The organism is Thermaerobacter sp. FW80 (genome assembly GCF_004634385.1).
In the GTDB taxonomy this organism is placed as follows: domain Bacteria; phylum Bacillota; class Sulfobacillia; order Thermaerobacterales; family Thermaerobacteraceae; genus Thermaerobacter; species Thermaerobacter composti.
Genome location: NZ_CP037895.1, coordinates 2251817 through 2269128 on the forward strand (window position 1 = coordinate 2251817; position 17312 = coordinate 2269128).

Sequence of the window (17312 nt, forward strand, 5' to 3'; positions counted from 1 at the left end):
CCTTCCCGGGGGCTGCGGCCGCTATGCCGGGGCGGGCCCGGCGTCGCGCCCGGGCGCCGCCCCGGCGCCCGGGCGCGACGCCGGGCACGATGGGACGGCCGCGGCCCCGACGTCCTCGCCGGCCGCCAGCAGCCGGCGCAGGTGCGCCAGGCCCGCCTTCTCCAGGCGCGAGACCTGGGGCTGGGAGATCCCCAGGGCGGCGGCCACCTCCGCCTGGGTCAAGTCGCGGAAGAAGCGCAGCGTCAGGACCGTGCGCAGGCGCGGCGGCAACTGGGCCAGGGCGGCGCGCACCGCCACCCGGTCGCCCCAGTCCGGCTCGGCGGGTGCCGCCAGCCGCTGGCCGCGGGCGGCGGCGTCGGGATCGGCGCCCAGGGGCTCGTCCAGGGACAGGGGGCCCTGCGCCGCCTCCAGGGCGAAGGCGACGTCGGCCACGTCGCAGCCCAGCCGCGCCGCCACCGCCGCGGCGGCGGGACGGTGGCCTAGCTCCTGTTCCATGGCCTCGGCCACGCGGCGGATCGCCGTCACCCGCGCCCGCATCGCGCGGGTCAGCCCGGCCGGGTCGCTGGCGCGCAGCCAGCGGCGGATCTCGCCGAGGATGGCCGGCACGGCATACGTGGAGAACTGGTAGCCGCGGTCCGGGTCGAAGCCGTCGATGGCCTGGAGCAGGCCGACGGTGCCCGCCTGGACCAGGTCGTCCAGGTCGTGGCCCAGGCCCGCGAACCGGCGCGCCACGTGTCGCACCAGGGGCATGTGCAGGGCGACCAGGCGCTCCCGGGCCTCGGCGTCGCCCTGGCGCGCCCGCGCCCACAGCTCCGCTTCCACCGCCCGCGCCCCCTCAGCGGGCGGCGCCGGCGTCGGCCGACCCGGAGCCGTCGCCGCGGCCGGCGGCAGCCTCCAGCTGGGACGAGGGCGGCGCCCCGCCGTCGGGGGCGCCGGCCGGCGGGTCCCCGGCCGCCGGTTCGTCCGGGGAGGGGGCCTGCTCCTTGGGGCGAGGCCGCTTGTAGAGGCGCACCGTGGTGCCGGCGCCCGGCGCGGACTCCACGTCGACCTGGTCCATGAAGGCCTCCATGAAGGCGAAGCCCATGCCCATGCGCTCGGGGTCGGTGGAGAAGGCGGGCTGACGCGCCTGCTCGATGTCCGCGATGCCGCGGCCGCTGTCGGCGACCTCGACCCACAGGCGCCGCCCGTCGTGACCGGCGCGGATGGTGACGACGCCCCGGCCGTGGCCGTAGCCGTGGACCACGGCGTTGGTCACCGCCTCCGACACCGCCACCTTGATCTCCTCGAGCTCGCTCAGGGTGAAGGGCAGCTGGGCGGCGAAGGCGGCCACGGCCACCCGCGCCACGCCGACGTTCTCCGGCCGGCTGGGCAGGCGCAGCTCGAGCCAGCGGGGTTCGGCGGCGCGGTCACCCATGGGGCCCGTCCCCTCCTCGGCGGGACGCGGCGGTCCGGCCGGCCGGTTCGATGGGGATGGGTGGGGGACCGCCGTCAGGGGACGACCGGGCTCGGCGCGGCTCATCGGCGCCCCACCTCCCCCGGCGCGCCCAGGGCGGCGGCCTCGTCCTCGTAGAGGGGGATCCACTGCGGGATGCCGGCCAGCTGCAGCACCGCCCGCACATGCGGCGGCGCTCCCGCCACGCTGACCCGGGCGCCGTCCTCCCGGGCGCGACGGTAGCGCCCCAGCAGGGCTCCCAGGCCCGAGCTGTCGATGAAGCGGACCTCCTGGAGGTTGACCACCAGATGGTCGTAGGCGCGCCGACGGAGGGCGCGCTCGATCTCCTGCCGGAAGACCTCGGCGCCATGCTCGTCCAGGTCCCCGGCCAGGCGGGCGATCAGGGTGCGTCCCGTCCACCGGAGTGCGACGTGCAACGGCAACGCCTCCTATCGCCCTCTCTCCCCGTCTCCCCCCACAAGGGTTCGCCGCCGGGCCGGCGGTCCCTGCCGCACCCGGCGGCGCGTTCCCCATGCGTCCATCAGCGCATCGGCCAGGTCCACCCGAACAGCCGTGCCCAGAGCGCGGGCGGGCCCGCCCGTCCCACCGCCTGCGCCGCCACCACGGGCGCCGTGGCGAGGGTCCGGTCGCCGGCCCGGGCGACGACGCGCCCCACCGGCTGCCCCTCCGCCACCGGCGCCGGCACGGGCTCGGCCACCTCCACCGTCCAGCGCACCCGGCCGGCCTCGCCCCGCGGCACCGTGACGCCGAAGACCTCCCGGACGGTCACCGGGACCCCCAGGCGCCGGCCCTCGGCCACCCGCACCGTCCGCAGCGCCTGGCCCGGTTGGGCGATGGGCACGGAGTCGAAGGAGGCGAACGCCCAGTCCAGCAGCCGGCTGGCCTCCCGCCAGCGGGTGTCGCTCTCGGGCGCGCCGAGCACGACGACGATGAACCGGTCGTCGCCCTTGCGCGCGGTGACCACGACGGACGGACCCGACTCCTCGGTCAGCCCGGTCTTCAGGCCGTCGACGCCGTCGTACCAGGCCACCAGCTTGTTGGTGTTGGTGAGCCAGAACTCGCGATCGGTCCCCTTGCGCAACCAGTCCTCCCAGATCGAGGTGTAGCGCAGGATCTCGGGGTGGTGGTTCACCAGGTACCGGCTGAGGACGGCGATGTCGCGGGCGCTCATGCGGTTGCCGGGCCGGTCGGTCAAGCCGTGGGGGTCGACGAAGCGGCTCTGGGTGAGCCCGAGCTCGCGCGCCCGCTGGTTCATCCGCTGGACGAACCGGCCCACGTCGCCGCTGATGTACTCCGCCAGGGCGACACAGGCGTCGTTGGCCGAGGCCACCGCCACGGCCTTGATCAGGTCCTCCACGGTGATCCGCTCGCCCGCCTCGAGGAAGGCGGTGCTGCCCGGCGTCCCCTCCGCCCGCGGGCTGACGGTCACCTGGTCCTGGAGGCGGATCTGCCCCGCCTGGATCGCCTCCAGGGTCAGGAGCAGGGTCATCAGCTTGCTGATGCTGGCCGGGTGGCGCGGCTGGTCGGCGTTCTTCGCCCAGAGCACCTGGCCGCTGGCGGCGTCCATCACCAGCAGCGCCGCCGAGCGGGTGGGGAAGCCTGGACTGCCGCCCGGCCTCTCGGTGTCGGGATGCGGTCCCTCGCCAGGGTCCGGCGCCGTCGCTGCCGCCACCGGTGGGACCGGCGCGCCGACCAGGGCCATCGCCAGCAGGAGGGTCGCGGCCATGCGGGCGGCGGCTCGCCAGCCCCGATCCCCCCGCCCGTCGCCGTACGGGCCCCGGGGCGGCGCAGGCCGCGGGCGCAGCACGGGCACCCCTCATCCCCCCTCGCGGTGGTTCGCGGTTCTGACGGGAGGTAGGTTTTCCCGGGGGAAGGTCCCTATGCGCCGGCCACCGCGCCCGACGGTGGCGGGCGCCGCAGCCCGAGCGCGCGGAGGACGCGGGGCGGGCGCGGGCGGCCCGGCGGCTCCGGCTGCCCCTGGGGGCGGGGGTCAGGGGGCGGCGGGCGCCGGATCGCCCCGGGTCGCGTCGGTCAGGCGGTCCACCGCCCGGGCGGCGGCCCGGACCAGCTCCCGATCGTCGCCGGGCAGGAGGGTGCGGGGGTCGAGCCAGAGCACGTCGTCATGGATCCGGCCGATGACCGGCGGCTCCCCCTGGCGCAGCGCCGCGGCCAGGTCCGCCACGGCCACCCCCGGGACTGTCAGGCCGACCAGGGTGGTGGGCCATGGGACCTCCGGCAGGCTGCCGCCGCCGGCCTGGGAGTCGCCCGGCGCCACCGTCACCCGCGCTCGCGGGCCCAGGGCTCGGCGCAGGCGGGCCGCCAGGCGCCGGGCGATGCGGGCCAGTTCGTCCGGCGATCGGGACAGCATGGCCAGCACCGGGACGCGCCGGTACGCCTCCGCCGGGTCCAGGTAGAGCCGCAGGGTGGCCTCGAGGGCGGCCAGCACCAGCTTGTCGCAGCGCAGGGCGCGCATGAGGGGATGGCGGCGGAGGCGGGCCACCAGCTCCCCCCGGCCGACGATGATGCCGGCCTGCGGCCCGCCCAGCAGCTTGTCCCCGCTGAAGGTGACCAGATCGGCGCCGGCCGCCAGACTGGCCTGGACCGACGGCTCGCCGGCCAGGGGACGCCCGGGGCCGGCGGGCGGCGGGAACAACAGGCCGCTGCCGACGTCGTCCACCACGGGGAGGCCATGGCGCCGGCCCAGGGCCACCAGGTCCTCCAGGGGGACGCTGGCGGTGAAGCCGACGATGCGGTAGTTGCTGGTGTGGACCCGCAGCAGCAGGGCGGTCTCGGGCCCGATGGCCGCCTCGTAGTCGGCCAGCCGGGTCTTGTTGGTCGTGCCCACCTCCACCAGGCGGGCGCCGCTGGCCGCCAGGATCTCGGGGATGCGGAAGGATCCGCCGATCTCCACCAGCTGGCCGCGGGAGACCACCACCTCGCGCCCCGCCGCGAGGACGGCCAGGACCAGGTACACCGCGGCGGCGTTGTTGTTGACCACCAGGGCGTCCTCCGCCCCGGTGACGCGCCGCAGCAGGCTGCGGACGTGGTCGAGGCGCGAGCCGCGTCCGCCGGTGGCCAGGTCGTACTCCAGGGTGGAGTAGGCCCCCGCCACCTCCGCGACCGACGCCACCGCCTCCGCCGGCAGGGGAGCCCGGCCCAGGTTGGTGTGGAGGACGACGCCGGTGGCGTTGATCACGCGCCGCAGCGAGGGTCGGGCCACGGCGGCGACGCGGGCCGCCGTGGCGGCCGCCAGCTGGTCGAGGGCACGCGGGGGCGCGCCCTCCAGGCGGCGCCGGCGCTCCTCGTCCAGGACCCGGCGGGCGGCCTCGGCGGCCCACGCCGCCCCCGCCCCGCGGGCGGCCTCCTGGACGGCCGGATGGGCCAGCAGGCGGTGGACCGCCGGCAGGGTGCGCAGGGTCGAGGCCGCCGCCGGCCGGCGGTCCGCCTCGGTGGCGCTCGCCGTCTCGCGGTCGTGCGGGCTCGGCACGTCAGCCTCCTCCCTCCGGGCCGGCCCCGGGCCCCGCGGCCGCCGTTCCGGCCGCGGGCGGGGTCGCCGGCGGCCCCGCCAGCCGCGGGTGGGCCCTGAGGTAGGCCTCCAGCAGGTGGTGGCGGGTCAGATGGGTGTAGATCTGCGTGGTGGTGATGCTGGCGTGGCCGAGCAGTTCCTGTACCGCCCGCAGGTCGGCGCCGCCCGCCAGGAGGTGGGTGGCGAAGGAGTGGCGCAGGGTGTGGGGGCTCACGGCCCGGCTCACGCCCGCCTGGCGCGCGGCTCGCCGCAAGAGCCGCCACACCCACTGGCGGCTCAGGCGCCCGCCGCGGTGGTTGAGGAAGAGGGCCCGCTGGTCGGGGCGGCGGCAGAGCCGGGGGCGGCCGCGTTCCAGGTAGACGCGGACGGCCTCCACCGCCGGCGCGGCCACGGGGACCACGCGCTCCTTGCCGCCCTTGCCGCGGCAGCGCACGAGGCCGTGGTCGAGGAGCAGGTCGTCCAGGTCGAGCCCCACCAGCTCCGACACCCGCAAGCCCGCGGCGTAGAGGAGCTCCAGCACCGCGCGGTCGCGCAGCCCGGCGGGCGAGGCCGGTCGCGGCAGCTCCAGCAGGCGCTCGACCTCCTCCACCGACATCACCCGCGGCAGCGGGCGGCCCGCCCGCGGCGAGGTCATGCCCTCGACGGGGTCGCGGGCGATCCGCCCCTCCCGGACCAGGTAGGCGAAGAACCCGCGCAACGCGGCCAGCCGCCGGGCCACGGTGGCCCGCGCCCGCCCGGCCTGGTGCAGGCGCTGCAGGTAGGCCATCACCAGGCTGCGGGTCACGGCCCCCGGGTCCGCCCCGTGCCCGACCGCGAAGGCGGCGAAGTCGCCCAGGTCGCGGCGGTACGCCTCCAGGGTATGGGCCGCCAGGCCGCGTTCGACCCGCAGGATCTCCAAGTACTCCGCCATGGCCGCCGCCCACACGGCGGCGGGCGGCTCGGCCGCGGCAGCCTCGCCTCGTCCCGCCATGGGACGCCCTCCCCCCGCCTGCTGCGATGGCATGGGCCACCGGGGTCGGGGGCCGTCCGATCGCCCCGGCATCGCCCGACGCGGGGGATCGGCCGGCGCACCCGTCGATCCCCGGGGCGCCTGGGCACCGGACGCCCGGGGCGACGCGCCTGGCGCATCCCCATGGCCGGGGCGGCGAGAGATCGCCCGCATCGACCGCTTCGGCCCGGGCCCGGGCGGCGCGGCCGCCGCCCGGGCCCCCTGTCCGCCGCGGCCCGGGGCTCCCGCCCCCCGGGGCCCCCGGAGCCCGGTTCCCTACCGCCCGCCGGCGGCACCCGGGTGCGCCTCGAGGCCCGCTTCCTCCAGGGGTGTGTAGGGCAGGCGGTGGGCCTCCGCCACGGCCCGGTGGGTCAGGCGACCGCGGTAGGCGTTGACGCCGCGGGCCAGGGCAGGGTCGCGGCGCACGGCCTCCTCCACCCCCAGGCGGGCGAGGTCCAGCACGTAGGGCAGGGTGGCATTGGTCAGGGCCAGGGTCGACGTCCGGGGGACGGCGCCCGGCATGTTGGCCACGGCGTAGTGGACGACGCCGTGCCGCTCGTAGGTGGGCGCGTCGTGGGTGGTCACCCGGTCGATGGTGGCGATGGAGCCGCCCTGGTCGACGGCGACGTCGACGATCACCGACCCCGGCTTCATCGACCGGACCATCGCCTCGCTGACCAGCCGCGGCGCCCGGGCGCCGGGGATCAGCACGGCGCCGATCAAGAGGTCGGCCCGCCGCACCGCGTGGGCGATGTTGTACTCGTTGGACATCAGGGTGGTGATCCGGCCGCCGTAGACGTCGTCGAACCAGCGCAGGACCTCGGGCCGGACGTCCAGCACCGTGACGCGGGCGCCGAGGCCCAGGGCGATGCGGGCCGCGTTCCGGCCGACGGTGCCGCCGCCGATGATCACCACGTCCGCCGGCGGGACGCCGGGGACCCCGCCCAGCAGCACGCCGCGACCGCCGTGGGCCCGCTCGAGGAAGTGGGCCCCCACCTGGGGCGCCATGCGGCCGGCCACCTCGCTCATGGGCGTCAGCAGCGGCAGGGAGCCGTCGGCACGCTGGACGGTCTCGTACGCGATGGCCGTCACCCCGCGGTCCAGCAGCGCCCGGGTCAGGGCCTCGTCGGCGGCCAGGTGGAGGTACGTGAAGAGCGTCAGCCCCGGGCGGAAGAAGCGATACTCCTCGGGCAAGGGCTCCTTGACCTTGAGGACGAGATCGGCGGCCTCCCAGACGGCCTCGGGGTGGGGCACCAGCTGGGCACCGGCGTCGGCGTAGTCCTCGTCGCGGAAGCCGCTGCCCTCGCCCGCCCCCCGCTCGATCAGCACGGTGTGGCCCGCCTGGACCAGCGCGTGGGTTCCCGCGGGGGTCAGGGCCACCCGGTTCTCGTGGCGCTTGATCTCCCGCGGCACGCCGATGACGGCCATGCCAGCTACGCCTCCCCGTTGCGGTCGGGCCGCGGGCCGGCGCCTCGGCCCCCGAACCCCGGTCCCGTGGGCGACGGGCCGTGCCGGCGTCGGACGAACCCGGCCCGATCCGGTCGGCGGTTCCGGCGGCCCTGGCGCCGCGGTCCCCGACGCGGCGGTGCGGGACCGGCCCGGCGGGGCCCTTCCGCCGCCGGACTGCGACGCGATGGTAGCACACCCAGGGGCTACCGGCAAGGCGACAGCGCGGGCACGGGATGGCCGTCGGCCGTGCGGTGTGACCAGTCGGCGGGGCGGCTAGAAGACTAGAAGACCAAGCGCCGGGTCAGGCCGAGCAGCGCCGGCGCCACGGCGACCTCGACCCAGGCAGCGCCGAGGGCGAGGAGGGTCGCCAGCACCCCGAGGGCGAGGTACGGCGACCACGGCGAGGCCAGCGCGGGCAGATCGCGCCGGACCCGGCTGGCGGCCACCTGGACGGCCAGGCGGGTGGCGGCCGCGGCCACCAGGACCAGGGCGGGGAGCTGCAGCAGGTTGGGGGGGAAGACGGCGGCCAAGGCCACCAGGAGGCCGCGCCACTGCCAGTGGGCGGTCATGGCCGCCACCGCGAAGCCCAGGCTGTAGCCATGCAGGAAGAGCACGCCCAGGGCGACGGGCAGTCCCAGGACCAGGAAACCCGCCGCCCAGGCGACCGCCACCTGGCGCAGGTTGCCGCCCAGGATCGTTGGCCAGGGTGCCGCGCCGGCCCCCGGTGCCGCCAGGTCGCCGGCCCCCGCCGCGGCCTCCGGGGGCGGCCCCGCGGCGCCGGGGGCGGTGGCCATCAGGTAGTCCAGGTATTGTCCCACCTGGGCCTGCTGGGCGGGATCGAGCCGGGCCACCTGCAGGGCCCCGGTGACGATCCCCGCCGTGAGGACGACCGCGGCCAGGACCAGCGCGGCCTGGTGCTGGCGGACGGCGGCCATCAGGGCGCGGCGCAGATATTCCAGCATGGAGGGGGCGTCCTCCCCGCGGTCCGCGGGCGGCCATGGCGGTCGTCGGCGTCCACCGCCCGTCCGTACCACCCTATGCGCGGGTGGGCCCGTCCATGTGGCCCGGCGGACCGCCGCGTTCGTCGAGCAGCCCGCCGCCTTCGTCGAGTGGCCCGCCGTGTTCGTCGAGCAGCCCGCCGCGCTCGAGAATCAGGAGCCCCAGCAGGGTCTTGGCGTCCAGGATCTCCCCCCGCTCGGCCATGGCCATGGCCTCCGCCAGGGGCACGGCCCGCACGGCGATGGCCTCGTCCGGATCGGGGTGGCGGGCGCCGCGCTCCAGGTCCTGGGCCAAGAAGAGCCACTTGTGCTCGCTGGTGTAGCCCGGGGAGGCGAAGCAGCGCGCCAGCAGCCGCCACGTGCGGGCCCGGTACCCCGTCTCCTCCTCCAGCTCCCGCCGGGCGCCGGCGAGGGGGTCCTCGCCGGGCTCCCGCCGGCCGGCCGGGAGCTCCCAGAGCTCCCGGCCGGCCGGCAGCCGGTACTGCCGGACCAGCAGCACCTCGCGGGCCGCGGTGACGGCGGCGATCACCACGCTGCCCGGGTGTTCGACCCACTCCCGCTGGGCCTCGCGACCGTCCTCCAGGCGCACCGTCGCCCGCCGGAGGTCGAAGACCCGACCGGTCCACACCGTCTCCGTGTGCAGCGGCCTCTCCATGCGCCATCTCCTTCCGTCGTGGTGCGGGAGACCCCGCCCGGGGGCCCCTCCCGGGCGAGGGCTCCCCGCCCCGCCGCGCCCCCTCCGCCGGACGGTCCACCCCGGCGACGGCTGCGGCACCCCGCCACCGCGTGGGGGGCCCGGGGCGCTGGGCGTCCCGGGCCCCCCACGACCCCCCGGCTCCCCAGATGCCCCCGGCCGCGCCGATGCGTCCCGGCCGTCCCAGGGCCCACCCGCGGGCGCAAGGCGTCCCGTCCGCCTCGGCACGTGCCGGCTGCCCAAGTGCTCCCCGGACCCGCCGACGCGCCGCGGCCACCCCGGCGCGCCCCGGCTACCCCCACGCCGATCCGCCGCCCCGGTGCACCCCGGTATCCCCGGCGTGTCCCGGCCGGCGCGACCCGACCCGGCCGCGCCCACGCCGATCCGCCGCCCCCCTTGCTCCCCGGTACCCCCGGGGCGTCCCGACCCGGACCGGCCGACGCGGCCTGGCCGCCCCGGCGCGCCCTGCCGCCCCCACGCATCCCGACGCCCCCGCGCGCTCCGACTGCGCCCCCGGCGCGCTATCCGTCGCCGGGCGCCGTCGGCCGGGACGCCAGCACCGCCGCCAGGATGCCCGCGGCCAGGGCGGCCTGGAAGAGGGGCGGGTCGTCCTCCGCCCCGCGGCCCATGCTGGCCGTCTCCGGCCCCTCCCGGCACCACCAGCGCCAGGCGGCGGCGGTGGACACCTCCACCGGCAGCACCGTCGCCGCCGCCGCCAGCCGACCCAGGGCGTCGGCCGCGGCCTCCGGCAACGGCCGCGGCAGGGCGAGCCAGGCCGGGACGGCGAGCACCCCCATCACGCCCGCGGTGTGGTGGCTCAGCCCGCGGTGCCGGGGGCGCCGGTCGGCGGTGCTGAGGCGGGGCACCAGGACGGGACGCCCTCCCAGGGCGTGGGCCAGGGTCAGCGCCCACGCCTGGTCCACGCCCGAGTGGCCCAGGGGCTCGCCCGTCCCCAGGATGCCGGGACCCATCCCGACCACCGCCATGGCGGCCCCGCGGGCGCGGGCGACCAGCAGGGCGGAGGCCAGGTGGACCGCCTCGTCGTCCCCGCCGAAGGCCTGGCCGGCGGTGATCACCCGCTGCACCCAGCCCCGGGCCCGCAAGCGCGCCACCAGGCGGCTCACGGCCGCCGGCAGGGCGCCGCCGTCGGTCATCACGTAGGCCGCGGCCGGCCCGCCGCCGGCCCAACGCCAGCCGGCGAGCACCGGCGCCAGCTGGCTGTGGAGCTCCACCGCGACCACCGGCATGCCGGCGAGGCCGGCGGGCAGCGGCGCCAGCGCCTCCTCCGCCGCCGGCACCCGCACCTGCAGCGGGGTGTAGCGAAGCTTCATCGCCTCGCCCCGGCCCGGCGGCGGTCGGCGGCCGGGGATGGCGATGACGAGATCCCATCCACCCGTCCCGAGGCCGAGGTCGACGGCGGTGGTGTTGAGCCACACGCGGTCGCCCGGGACCGCCGTGCCCACCAGGTCGGGGTAGGCCACGGCCCGCCGCCACTCGCCGTCCACCTGGACCAGCAGCTCCTGGCGGCCGCCGGCGACCGCCAGGATCCGCTCGACCCGACCCCAGCGGGCGTGGAGCACCCGGTCCACCTCCCCGCGCCGCGCCGGGCCGTGAGCCCTGCGCGGCGGCCCGCGCCCCGTCGGCGGACCCGACGGCTACCGCTCCGACCCGTCCCCGCCGGAACCGGGCGCCTCGCCCAGCTGCACCTCCGGGTCGCCGCCGTCCTCGTCGGCCGCCACCGCCGCCTCCTGGCCGGCCTCCAGGTCGAGGGCCTCGTCCCCGGTCCCGCCGTCCCCGCGACCCTCGTCCGGCGTCCCGGCGGCCGCGCCGGCGCCGCTCCCGGCGCCCGTCCCCGCCGCACCGCCCTGACCCTCGGCGTGCACCCCCAGGGCCGCCGCCCGTTCCGCCGCCATCTGGGCCCGCATCTTGCGGCCCAGCTCCAGCAGCCGGTAGATGGGGGACTGGCGCACCCGGCGGTCCCGCAGCTCGATCAGCTGTTCGTAGACCTCGAGGAAGACCCGGGCCGCGGCCTCGACGAGCTCATCGCCTGCGGGGGCCGCGCCGGCCAGCCACGTGGGCTCCCCGGTGCGAAGGTTCGGGAGGGCGAAGAGCCCCACCAGCAGCTCCTGTCCGCCCACCGTCACCAGCTCGCAGTCCACCAGCTCCAGCTCGCGCTCGGGGGCCAGCAGCAGCGGCCGCAGGGCCTCCAGCACGGCCGTCAGGGCGGTGTGGGCCTGCTGCTTGCGGCGCGAGCCCCCGGTGGCCGCGCCCTGCCAGCGGGCGGCCTCGTCCCGCGGATCGCGGAAGGTCACCTCGATGTGGGTCTTGCCGGTGACGGCGTCGGTCTGGCTGACGAACCCGGCCAACTCGGGCCGCACCGGGTCGCGCAACGGGCCGAGGCCGCGGACCTGGGCCACGCTGACCTTCTTGTGGTCCAGGCGCAGGCCGAAGCGGGCCTGCAACGCGCTCTCGATGTCGCGGACGATCTGCTTCGCCCCGCGGTCCACGGTGGCCAGCACGTGGACGGCCTCGATGGCCCCCCAGTCGTTGACCGCCAGCCGCACCGCCAGGACGCCCGGCAAGCGCGAGAGCAGATCCTCGATGTCGGACCGCCGAACGGCGGGCCGGACGGCGGCACGCCCACCCCGGTCGCGGCCGCCCAGGCTCGGTCGCGGGCCGTCCGTCCGGGCGGCAGCCCGCGTCGGTGGTTCCGTCGCCATCCCCACGCCCCCTCCGCTGTGCTGTGGTCTGCGGACCTCCGGGACGGGTGCAGATCCGGGGCGTCCCGGACCGCCCCCTCCGCTGTCCTGTGGTCGGCGGACCCCGCGCCCCGCCCGGGACGCCGGATGGGCCATGCCCTCGACGGCGCCGCCTACGGCAACCGGGACGGCATGTGCAGGCGGCGCAGCTGGGCGATGGCACGGATCCGCTGCTCCGCCAGCCGGTCGGCGGCCTCCGCCGTGGTGATCCCCTGCTCCCGGGCCATGGCCAGGATCGCCTTGACCTTGTCGTAGATCGTCGCCACGCGGGCGAAGGCCCGGTCGCGGTCATAGCCGCCCGGCCCGTACTCGTCGGCCACGTGGATCACGCCGCCGCCGTTGATCACGTAGTCGGGCGCGTAGAGGATCCCCCGCCGCGCCAGCTCCTCCCCGTGCCGGGGCTCGGCCAGCTGGTTGTTGGCGGAGCCGGCCACGATGCGGCAGCGCAGCCGCGGGATGGTGTCGTCGTTGAGGATCGCCCCCAGGGCGCAGGGGGCGAAGACGTCGCACTCCACGTCGTAGATGGCGTCGGGCGGCACCACCTGGGCGCCGAACTCCGCGGCGACCCGCTGCGCCCGCTCGGGGTCGATGTCGGTCACCACCAGGCGGGCGCCGGCCTCGTGGAGCAGCCGGGCCAGCTGGGCGCCCACGTGCCCCAGCCCCTGGATCGCCACCACCCGGCCCTGGAAGGACTCGTCGCCGAAGGCCTCGCCCAGGCACGCCTTGATGCCGCGGAACACGCCGTAGGCGGTGGCGGGCGAGGGGTCGCCGCTGCGGCCGGGGAGGCCCACCACGTGGCGGGTCTCCATGGCGACGTACGCCATGTCCTCGGCGGCGGTGCCCACGTCCTCGGCGGTGATGTACCGGCCGCCCAGCGAGTCGACGAACTGGCCGAAGGCGCGGAAGAGCATCTCCGACTTGTCCCGCCGGGGATCGCCGATGATCACGCTCTTGCCGCCGCCGAAGTTCAGGCCCATGGCGGCGTGCTTGTAGGTCATGCCGCGGGCCAGGCGCAGGGCGTCGACCAGGGCCTCCTCCTCCGACGCGTACGGCCACATGCGGCAACCCCCGAGGGCCGGGCCCAGGGTGGTGTCGTGGATCGCGATGATGGCCTTGAGCCCGGTGGCGCGGTCGTAGCAGAAGACCACCTGCTCGTGGCCCATGGCCTCCATCTTCGCGAACACCAAGTCTCTCGCTCCCCCTCCCGGGAAGGGCACGGGTCAGGCGCCGCCCGCCCGCGGGTTCGCCGGGCCGCCACCCTGCGGGCGGTAGACGGTGCGCAGGGCCGCCACCCCGGCCAGTCGCCGGCGCACCATCCACTCGGCGGCCTCCAGCGTGGTGATGGACCGCTCCCGCGCCACGCGGAAGATGGCCCGCAGCATGGGACCGATGGCGGCCGTCCGGCGCATCACCCGGTCGCGGTCGAAGCCGTCCAGCTCGTCGGCCACCTGGATGAGCCCCCCGGCGTTGATCACGTAGTCCGGCGCGTAGAGGATCCCGCGGTCCTGGAGGGCCGCCGCGTGGCGCGGCTCCGCCAGCTGGTTGTTGGCCGCCCCCGCGACCACGCGGCAGCGCAGGCGGGGGACGGTGGCGTCGTTGATCACCCCGCCCAGGGCGCAGGGGGCAAAGACGTCGCACGGCTCGTCGTAGATGGCCTCGGGGTCCACCACCCGCGCGCCGTACCGGCGGGCCACCGCCCGGCTCCGGGCGGCATCGACGTCGGCCACCGCCACCTCGGCACCGGCCTCGACCAGCCGCCGGACCAGCTTGCTGCCCACCTTGCCGCACCCCTGGACCGCGACCCGGCGGCCCTTGAGGTCGCCGTCGCCGTACACCTCCTCGAGGCAGGCCTGGATGCCGACGAAGACCCCGTAGGCGGTGGTCTCCGAGCTGTCGCCGCTGCCCCCGTAGGCCGGCGGCAGGCCGACCAGGTAGGGCGTCTCCTGGCGCGCGGCGACGAAGTCCTCCGGGTTCGTCCCCGCATCGGTGCCCGTGACCACCATGCCGCCCAGGCTGTGGACGAACCGGCCCAGCGCGCGGAAGAGGACCTCGCTCTTGTCCCGGTTGGGGTCTCCCCAGATCACCACCTTGGCCCCGCCGTAGTTCACCCCCGCCAGGGCGGACTTGGCCGTCATCCCCTGGCTGAGCCGGAGGGCATCGGCCACCGCCTCGGCCTCGGTGGCGTACGGCCACATGCGGCAGCCGCCCAGCCCCGGCCCCAGGGTGATGTCGTGGATGGCCACGAGGGCCCTCAGCCCCGCCGCCGGATCGTGGCAGAACACCAGCTGGCGGTGGCCGCCGGCCGCCATGGCCGCGAAGATGGACACGCGCATCCCCCCGTGACGTCTCCCACCGCGGCGGTTCGCCGGGACCCGGCCCGCGGCGCGGGAGCGGGCCGCGGCGCCGGGCCCGGCCGGGACCTGCAACTGCCGTGGCCCAGCCGGTTCGTCCGTGGACGCGGGCACCTGTGAGCAGAGGCCGACGCCGCCGCGTTGCAGTCCCGCCGTGGCCCAGCCGGTTCGTCCCTGGTTGCAGGCGCCACCCTGGCAGAATTACTCCTTCGCCCAGGGCGATCCCTGTCGGGGCGCGGCGGCGTGGGGACGGGTGCCGAGGCGGTCGAGCCAGCGCAGCGGACCGACCGCGTCGATGAGCCGGCTCAGGGGGAGGAACTCGGCGATGGCGTGTAGGACCACGAGCCCCGCCAGGGCGAGGCCGTGGGCAACGGGCGGGGCGAAGGCGACCAGGGCCCAGCCCAGGGCGGCCCCCAGAGCGTTGCTGCCGGCGTCGCCCAGCATGGCCCGCTCCTCCAGGTCGGGCCCCAGCAGCACCAGGGCGGCCAGGGCCAGGGGCAGGAGCGCCAGCGCCCCGGGGGGGAGGGCGGCGGCCATGAGGAGCCACGCCGTGAAGAACGCCTTGAGGGCGCGTCCCGGCCGTCGATCCAGGAGGTTCATGCCGTTGGCGGCCGCCGCGACCAGGGCCGCCGCCAGGAGGCGAGGCACCCACCCCCGGGTCGGCACGAGGACCCACGCCAGCAGGGGGACGGCCAACAGCTTCAGCCGGCCGCCGGTCCACCCGCGCCCAGCCCCCAGGTGGCCGCGCCAACCGCGGACCGGTTCGTCCCAGAGGTCGTCGATCAGGCCGACCAGGGTCGTGGCGGCCACCAGGCCGAGGAGCGTCGGCGCGGGGCCGAGGAGGTGCACCAAGCTGGGGGGCAAGCCGCCCGCCGGGCCAGGGGACGGCGGGGCGTCCCCGTGCGTCGGGACCGCTTGGGCGGGCAGGCCGCCCGCACCGCCCGCCGGGCCCGCCGCGCCGGGCGCCGCCGGGGTCCACGCCACGGCGAGGGGCGGGGGGCCGACGGCCAGGGAGGTTGCCGGCGCCGCCGGGGAGAGCCACGCGCCCAGGGCGGCGGTCACCAGCGGCCCCGCCACCAGGGCGACGCCAAGGCCGGTGGTCACCGGAGCGCCGCGGTAGTTGGACCGGACCAGCCCCGCCTGCGCCAGCCGCGGGGCGACGGCGGCCGCCAGCGCCGCCGTCGCCGCCGCCACCGCCACCGCCAGCACCGCCACGCCGCCCGCGGTCACCGCGCCGCCACCCCCCAAGGCGTCCCCGCCTCGCGGCGACGCGCGTAGGCGGCCAGGGTCCAGGCGATGTGGCCCAGCTGTCGGCCACGGTGGGCCAGGTGGGCGAGGTGCCATCCGGTGACGCGGTGCTCGATGGCCAGGGGGACCTCGACCACCTCGAGACCCGCGCGCAGCGCGGCCACGGTGAGGGCCACCTCGATGCCCCAGCCCGGGGGCACGGGATCGAGGCAGGCCAGCACGTCGCGCCGCAAGACGCGCTGGCCCGAGAGGGGAGCCTCCAGGCGCCGCCCCGCCAGGCGTTCCACGCCCCAGCGGGCGAGGCCGACGGCGGCGCCGAACCCCCGGCGGCCGGGGCGGCGCGGCGGCGCGGCGATCAGCATGTCGCCGCGACCCGCCAGGGCGAGGTCCACCAGCCGCGCCAGCTGGCCGGCGGAGCCGCCCAGGTCCGCGTCGGCGAACAGCAGCCAGGGCGCCGTGGTGTGGGCCGCCCCCGCCAGCAGGGCGCGGGCCTTGCCGCCGCGCCGCGGCAGGCGCACCACCTCGGCGCCCGCGGCGCGGGCGGCGGCGGCCGTGCCGTCCGTCGAGCCGTCGTCCACCACCCAGATGCGGCCCAGGTGAGGGCACGCCGCCAGGGCGCGGACCGTGGCGGCCACGGTCGCCGCCTCGTTGTGGGCCGGGATCACGGCCTCCACCGCCGGCCGACCGCCGGCGGCGGTCGGCCCGCCGGCGGGCACCCGGCGGGCGCCGTCGCCCGCGGCGGACGGCCGCCCGCCTGGGCTGGCGGGCGCCCTCGGAGCGCCGCGCCGGCCGTCCGCGGGCCTCACGACCCGTCGCCCTCCAGCCCCTGGAGCCGCTCCCCCTGGCCCGCCAGGGTGAGGATTAGGGTGACCTGATCGGCGGCCGAGCCGGCTTCCACCAGCGGCACGCCCGTCCGGGCGTAGGCCTCCGTCCGGCCGGAGCCGGGCGGGGCGAGGCCGACCACGGTCAGCCCGGCGCCCTCCAGGGCGTCCAGCAGGGGGGCGAGGATCGCCTCCGACCCTCCGCCGGCGGCGTGGATCAGGATCACCGCGTCGGGCCGGGGCGGCCTGTCCCCCGACGCCGGCTGCCAGGTCAGCCCGCCCACCGCGGCCAGGCCCTCCACCCCGGCGGGGGCGTCCGCCCCCCCGGGGAGCGTCAGGGCCGCCACCAGCGCCTGGGCCACGCCCTGCGCCAGACGTCCCGGATCGGCGCCGGGCATCCCCAGGGCGGCGGCCGCCACCTCCGGCCAGGGGCCGGACAGCCGGGCCAGGCCGGGGTCGACGGCGAGCCGCGGCCCGGGTCGCGCCGCCGCCGCCTGCAACAGGCGGGCGGCATCCCGGGCCAGGGGGGCATCGGGGTCGCCGAGCACGACCACGGCCACCCGTCGGCCGCTGAGGCGCCCCTCGACCGCCAGCGAGGCCAGGGCCTGCTGGGCCTGGCCGTAGCGGGCCAGCTCGGCGCTGAGCCGGCGGTTCTCGCTGCGCAGGTGGGCGGTGTCCTGGCGCAGGGTGGCGAAGTCCCGTTCCAGGGCCCGGATCAGGGCCTGCTGGCGCTCCAGCAGGGCGCGGTCGTCGAGCAACCCCGCGCCGATGAGGATGCCGACGCCCAGGGCGAGGAACACCGCCACCAGGGTCACCAGATGATAGCGAAGCCCGAGGGGGCCTGCGCGTCCCACGACCACGCCTCCTCCGCTGCCGGGGCCGGTCCCGTCGGCGGCGGCACCGCCCGTCGGCTGCCGTGGGTGCGGCGCGCTCTCCGGCCGGGGGCCGCCGCGTCACCGCGGCTGCGGCGACGGCCATCACGGCGGGGTGCGGGGCGCTCTGCGGCCGGCGACGACCCCGGGACC

The 17312-nt window shown here is 77.9% G+C and carries 16 protein-coding genes; all 16 read right to left on the bottom strand.

Going from position 1 to position 17312, the window contains the following annotated elements; genetic code table 11:
* Window positions 1–21: 21 nt before the first annotated feature.
* The 16 genes from E1B22_RS09370 to E1B22_RS09445 all read right to left on the bottom strand — a co-directional run bounded on the left by E1B22_RS09370 (window position 22) and on the right by E1B22_RS09445 (window position 17141).
* Entirely contained in the window at window positions 22–822 is an 801-nt protein-coding gene (locus tag E1B22_RS09370; RefSeq protein ID WP_135225447.1) for a sigma-70 family RNA polymerase sigma factor, read from the bottom strand.
* Between the two features lie 13 nt (window positions 823–835).
* A complete protein-coding gene (gene spoIIAB, locus E1B22_RS09375; RefSeq protein ID WP_135225448.1) occupies window positions 836–1414 on the bottom strand; it encodes an anti-sigma F factor in 579 nt (192 codons plus the stop codon).
* A gap of 101 nt (window positions 1415–1515) precedes the next feature.
* Entirely contained in the window at window positions 1516–1869 is a 354-nt protein-coding gene (locus tag E1B22_RS09380) for an anti-sigma factor antagonist (RefSeq protein ID WP_135225449.1), read from the bottom strand.
* 104 nt (window positions 1870–1973) lie between these two features.
* On the bottom strand, window positions 1974–3266 hold the full coding sequence (locus E1B22_RS09385) for a D-alanyl-D-alanine carboxypeptidase family protein (protein WP_135225450.1): 1293 nt from the start codon (window positions 3264–3266) through the stop codon (window positions 1974–1976).
* Between the two features lie 177 nt (window positions 3267–3443).
* Complete coding sequence (gene selA, locus E1B22_RS09390) at window positions 3444–4940, bottom strand: L-seryl-tRNA(Sec) selenium transferase (RefSeq protein WP_243123290.1); 1497 nt, start codon at window positions 4938–4940, stop codon at window positions 3444–3446.
* 1 nt (window position 4941) lies between these two features.
* Complete coding sequence (gene xerD / locus E1B22_RS09395) at window positions 4942–5949, bottom strand: site-specific tyrosine recombinase XerD (RefSeq protein ID WP_135225451.1); 1008 nt, start codon at window positions 5947–5949, stop codon at window positions 4942–4944.
* A gap of 294 nt (window positions 5950–6243) precedes the next feature.
* Complete coding sequence (gene ald / locus E1B22_RS09400; RefSeq protein WP_371413465.1) at window positions 6244–7629, bottom strand: alanine dehydrogenase; 1386 nt, start codon at window positions 7627–7629, stop codon at window positions 6244–6246.
* 68 nt (window positions 7630–7697) lie between these two features.
* Window positions 7698–8378 carry a stage II sporulation protein M gene (locus E1B22_RS09405; protein WP_135225453.1) on the bottom strand — a complete coding sequence of 227 codons (681 nt, stop codon included), beginning with the start codon at window positions 8376–8378 and terminating at the stop codon, window positions 7698–7700.
* Window positions 8379–8451: 73 nt separating this feature from the next.
* Complete coding sequence (locus E1B22_RS09410; protein ID WP_135225454.1) at window positions 8452–9069, bottom strand: NUDIX hydrolase; 618 nt, start codon at window positions 9067–9069, stop codon at window positions 8452–8454.
* Window positions 9070–9629: 560 nt separating this feature from the next.
* A complete protein-coding gene (locus tag E1B22_RS09415) occupies window positions 9630–10688 on the bottom strand; it encodes a DUF3866 family protein (RefSeq protein ID WP_135225455.1) in 1059 nt (352 codons plus the stop codon).
* A 75-nt stretch (window positions 10689–10763) separates the two neighbouring features.
* Window positions 10764–11828: a hypothetical protein gene (locus tag E1B22_RS09420; protein ID WP_135225456.1), complete on the bottom strand. Its 1065-nt coding sequence runs from the start codon at window positions 11826–11828 to the stop codon at window positions 10764–10766.
* A gap of 152 nt (window positions 11829–11980) precedes the next feature.
* On the bottom strand, window positions 11981–13054 hold the full coding sequence (locus E1B22_RS09425) for a Glu/Leu/Phe/Val dehydrogenase dimerization domain-containing protein (protein WP_305791194.1): 1074 nt from the start codon (window positions 13052–13054) through the stop codon (window positions 11981–11983).
* Window positions 13055–13087: 33 nt separating this feature from the next.
* On the bottom strand, window positions 13088–14194 hold the full coding sequence (locus tag E1B22_RS09430) for a Glu/Leu/Phe/Val dehydrogenase dimerization domain-containing protein (protein ID WP_135226073.1): 1107 nt from the start codon (window positions 14192–14194) through the stop codon (window positions 13088–13090).
* A gap of 225 nt (window positions 14195–14419) precedes the next feature.
* Window positions 14420–15448, bottom strand: a complete 1029-nt coding sequence (locus E1B22_RS09435) for a hypothetical protein (RefSeq protein WP_135225457.1) — start codon at window positions 15446–15448, stop codon at window positions 14420–14422.
* Window positions 15445–16272: a glycosyltransferase family 2 protein gene (locus E1B22_RS09440; protein ID WP_243123291.1), complete on the bottom strand. Its 828-nt coding sequence runs from the start codon at window positions 16270–16272 to the stop codon at window positions 15445–15447. Before E1B22_RS09440 ends, E1B22_RS09435 begins: the two co-directional genes overlap by 4 nt.
* Window positions 16269–17141, bottom strand: coding sequence for a copper transporter (locus E1B22_RS09445; protein ID WP_135225458.1), 873 nt, complete (start codon window positions 17139–17141; stop codon window positions 16269–16271). The genes E1B22_RS09440 and E1B22_RS09445 overlap by 4 nt, the downstream gene beginning before the upstream one ends.
* Window positions 17142–17312 lie beyond the last annotated feature (171 nt).

Coding starts and splice junctions, on each gene's coding strand:
- E1B22_RS09410 (WP_135225454.1), bottom strand. CDS start 9,069: ATGGAGAGGCCGCTGCACACGGAGACGGTGTGGACCGGTCGGGTCTTC.
- E1B22_RS09405 (WP_135225453.1), bottom strand. CDS start 8,378: ATGCTGGAATATCTGCGCCGCGCCCTGATGGCCGCCGTCCGCCAGCAC.
- spoIIAB (WP_135225448.1), bottom strand. CDS start 1,414: ATGGGTGACCGCGCCGCCGAACCCCGCTGGCTCGAGCTGCGCCTGCCC.
- E1B22_RS09420 (WP_135225456.1), bottom strand. CDS start 11,828: ATGGCGACGGAACCACCGACGCGGGCTGCCGCCCGGACGGACGGCCCG.
- xerD (WP_135225451.1), bottom strand. CDS start 5,949: ATGGCGGGACGAGGCGAGGCTGCCGCGGCCGAGCCGCCCGCCGCCGTG.